This is a genomic window from Streptomyces sp. NPDC051051 (assembly GCF_040682975.1).
In the GTDB taxonomy this organism is placed as follows: Bacteria; Actinomycetota; Actinomycetes; order Streptomycetales; family Streptomycetaceae; genus Streptomyces.
In genome coordinates this window covers 1-3,908 of the sequence record NZ_JBFBCB010000122.1, presented here as the reverse complement: position 1 = coordinate 3,908, position 3,908 = coordinate 1, and the positions used below count along the sequence as shown (strand labels likewise).

General features: G+C 73.6%; 3 protein-coding genes. All 3 read left to right on the top strand.

Annotated features, from left to right (window positions below):
- The first annotated feature begins 164 nt into the window (after window positions 1-164).
- The 3 genes from lhgO to AB0N31_RS36260 all read left to right on the top strand — a co-directional run bounded on the left by lhgO (window position 165) and on the right by AB0N31_RS36260 (window position 3,788).
- On the top strand, window positions 165-1,382 hold the full coding sequence (lhgO, locus tag AB0N31_RS36270) for an L-2-hydroxyglutarate oxidase (protein WP_366062803.1): 1,218 nt from the start codon (window positions 165-167) through the stop codon (window positions 1,380-1,382).
- Between the two features lie 81 nt (window positions 1,383-1,463).
- Window positions 1,464-2,300, top strand: a complete 837-nt coding sequence (gene trmB, locus AB0N31_RS36265) for a tRNA (guanosine(46)-N7)-methyltransferase TrmB (protein ID WP_366062801.1) — start codon at window positions 1,464-1,466, stop codon at window positions 2,298-2,300.
- A 123-nt stretch (window positions 2,301-2,423) separates the two neighbouring features.
- Window positions 2,424-3,788: a PrsW family intramembrane metalloprotease gene (locus AB0N31_RS36260; protein WP_366062802.1), complete on the top strand. Its 1,365-nt coding sequence runs from the start codon at window positions 2,424-2,426 to the stop codon at window positions 3,786-3,788.
- Window positions 3,789-3,908 lie beyond the last annotated feature (120 nt).

The following is a 3,908-nucleotide window of genomic DNA, read 5'->3' as shown; positions in this document are numbered from 1 at the left end:
CCCGATACTGGTTGTATCGGGGCGATCCCGACAACGCGGCGAGCGTGCGTGCCAGGCGTCGCCGGGCAGACGGGACTTTCGAAACACGCCCTAGATCCGCGCCGGTGGCGCCGCACGGGTTTGAAGGCATTGTCAGTGGCGCAGTGCACTATCGAAGCCGGGAGGTGGTGCAGGTGCGGGCGATCGGCTACGACTGCGACGTGCTGGTGATCGGGGGCGGCATCGTCGGTCTGTCGACGGCGCACGCGATCAGCCGCGCCGCGCCGGGCGCCCGCGTGACGGTGCTGGAGAAGGAGCCGGGTCCGGCCCGCCACCAGACGGGCCGCAACAGCGGCGTCATCCACAGCGGCGTCTACTACCGCCCCGGCTCCCTCAAGGCGCGCTACGCGGTCCGGGGCTCCGCCGAGATGATCAAGTTCTGCGCGGAGTACGGCATCCCGCACGCCGTCACCGGCAAGCTGATCGTCGCCACGGACCGCGCCGAGCTGCCTCGCCTGCACGCCCTGGCCCAGCGCGGCCGGGAGAACGGGATCGCGGTCCGCGAGCTGGGCCCCGCCCAGATCACGGAGTACGAGCCGGAGGTCACCGGCCTCGCGGCGATCCGCGTCGGCTCGACCGGCACCTGCGACTTCACCGCGGTCGCCCGCCAGCTCGGCGAGGCCTCCGGCGCGGAGCTCCGCTACGGCGCGCAGGTCGTCCGGATCGACCGCCGCGCCGACCGCGGGGTGGCCGTCCGCACCGCGCGCGGGGACGTCGTCCGCGGCCGCGTCCTGGTGAACTGCGCCGGTCTGCACTGCGACGAGATCGCCCGCCTGACCGGGGACGAGCCCGACGTCCGCATCGTCCCCTTCCGCGGCGAGTACTACGAACTGGCCCGCCGCGACCTGGTGCGCGGCCTGGTGTACCCGGTTCCCGACCCGGCCTTCCCCTTCCTCGGCGTGCACCTCACCCGAGGCCTGGACGGCAGCGTCCACGTCGGACCCAACGCGGTCCCGGCCCTGGCCCGCGAAGGGTACGGCTGGGGGGTCGTGCGCCCGCGGGAGGCCGCCGCGACGGCGGCCTGGCCAGGCGCCCGGCGCCTGGCCCGCCGGCACTGGCGCCACGGCGTCGGGGAGCTGCACCGGTCCCTGTCCAAGCGCGCCTTCGTGACGGAGGTGCGCCGTCTGCTGCCCGCGGTCGAGCCGCGGGACCTGGTGCGCGCGGCTGCCGGCGTCCGTGCCCAGGCCGTCCGGCGGGACGGCTCCCTGGTGGACGACTTCCTCGTACGACGGTCCCCGCGCGCGGTCCACGTGCTGAACGCCCCCTCCCCCGCGGCGACGGCCTCCTTGCCGATCGGCCGGGAGGTGGCCCGCAGGGCGCTGGAGGCGCTGGGGCCCGTGTAGGCGGGCGTCCACCGCACGTGCTCCCCTCCCCCGTCGTCCCGAGCCGCCCCCGCCGCCGCCGCCCGTAAAATCGAGCCCACTGTGTCTGATTCGTTGAGTGCCCCAGAACCCGCCAGGCCCGCCCCCGGTGATCCCCACCCCGGCGAGTCCGTCCGCCGTACCCGCGCCAAGGGCGAGCCGCGCTTCCCCGACGGTCCGCGGGCCGATCCCGCCGGGTCGCACTTCGAGCGGCGGATCAGGAGCTTCCAGCCCCGGCGCAGCCGGGTGACGGCGGGCCAGGCCGAAGCGTTGCAACGGCTGTGGGCGAAGTGGGGCCTGGACATCGACGGGCACAACGTCGACCTCGCCGAGCTGTTCGGCAACGACCACCCGGTCGTGCTGGAGATCGGCTTCGGCATGGGCGAGGCGACCGCCCAGATGGCCGCCGCCGACCCCGGGACGAACATCCTCGCCGTGGACGTCCACACCCCCGGCCAGGGCAATCTCCTCAACCTGGCGGACCGGGGCGGCCTGACGAACATCCGGGTGGGCAACGGCGACGCGATCATCCTGCTCCGCGAGATGCTCCCCCCGGACTCCCTCGCCGGGCTGCGCGTCTACTTCCCCGACCCCTGGCCCAAGAAGCGCCACCACAAGCGGCGCCTGATCCAGCCGGAGTTCCTCAGCCTCGCCGCCACCCGGCTGAGACCGGGCGCGCTCGTGCACTGCGCGACCGACTGGGAGCCGTACGCGGAGCAGATGCTCGAGGTGCTCACCGCGCACCCCGACTTCGCCAACACCCGCGCCGACGGCGGTTTCGCACCACGCCCCGGCTTCCGGCCGCTGACCCGTTTCGAGGGTCAGGGACTGGACAAGGGTCACGTGGTGAGCGATCTGCTCTTCCGCCGCGTACAGCACGAGGGTCGCCGGGATCACTGACCAGCCGAAATCCCCTCCACCACCGTCCGCTCCCTCGTTAGGGTCGATGCCGTGGCCACCAGTTCCCCGTTCCCACCGCTTCCCCCTCACCCGCCGCACCCCGGCGGCCCGGCCGAGGGCGGTGTGCTGCGGCACGCGCACTGGTGGCAGCACAAGTGGGTCCGCTACGGCGCGCTGATCACGCTGCTCGCCCTGTCGGGACTGGTGATCGTCGCCCTCGTCCGCGAGCAGACGGGCACGGAGGGGTTCCTGGTCGGACTGGGCCTGGCGATCCTTCCGGTGCCCCTGCTCGTGGCCGCGTTCCGCTGGCTCGACCGGGTGGAACCCGGCCCCTGGCGGAATCTGGTCTTCTCCTTCTCCTGGGGCGCGTGCGCAGCGGCGCTGATCGCGATCGTCGCGAACAGCTTCGCGGTGCGCTGGATAGCGACGGCGACGGCCGACCCGGCCCATGCCGACACCCTGGGCGCGACCGTGATCGCGCCGGTCGTCGAGGAGACCGCCAAGGCGACGGCCGTCCTCCTGGTGTTCCTGTTCCGCAGGCGGGACTTCACCGGGATCGTCGACGGGGTCGTGATAGCCGGGATCACCGCCACCGGCTTCGCGTTCACCGAGAACATCCTCTACCTCGGCAACGCCTTCGGCACCGACCAGCTCACCGGGGACGGCGGTATCGCCTCCGTCACCGTCGCCACGTTCTTCGTGCGCGTCGTCATGTCGCCGTTCGCGCACCCCCTGTTCACGGTCCTGACCGGCCTGGGTTTCGGCATCGCCGCGCTGTCCGGTGAGCGTCAGCGCGTGCGGCGCGTGGTGCTGCCGCTGTGCGGACTGCTGCTCGCGATGCTCATGCACGCCCTGTGGAACGGCTCCGCGACCTTCGGCGACTGGGGGTTCTTCGCCGTGTACGGGGCGTTCATGGTGCCCGCGTTCGGAGTGCTGACCTGGCTGGTGGTGTGGACGCGCCAGCGCGAGCTGGGCACCGTGCGCGACGAGCTGCCCGCGTACACGGCCGCCGGCTGGCTCGGCCCGGCCGAGCCCTACGCCCTCGGCTCGATGCGGGCCCGCAGGCTGGCCCGGCAGTACGCCCGACGGCACCTGGGCAGGCCCGCGGGGCGGGAGGTGGCGCAGTACGAGGCCTACGCCACGTCTCTCGCGTTCCTGCGGCACCGCGGCCGGCACGGCCGGGGCGGCGCCGACTTCGTCGTACGGGAACGGGAGTTGCTCAACGAGCTGTGGCGGCGCAGGGAGGTGGCCCGGCCGGCGCTGGAGCACGCGTCCCGGCTGGCGGCCCCGGCACCGCTGCCGGTCTACGGGATGTACGGCATGCACGGGGGGTACGGGTTCCCGCCGGGGGCGGCGCACCCGCCGTCCGGGTACTACGGGTATCCCGGGTACGCCTCCCCTCAGCACGCCGTGCCCCACCCGCAGGCCTCGCCCGCCCCGTACGCCGCGCCGCACCCGTACGCCCCCTCCACCCCGTACGGGTCCTGAGCGGCGGGCCGGACGGGTGCCCGTGGTCTAGGGCGTGTTTCGAAAGTAGCGTCGTCTGCCCGAAGGGCAGGCCCGGCGGCGTCTGGTGCGTGCGATCGCAAGGCGGAGGGTCGCCCCGAT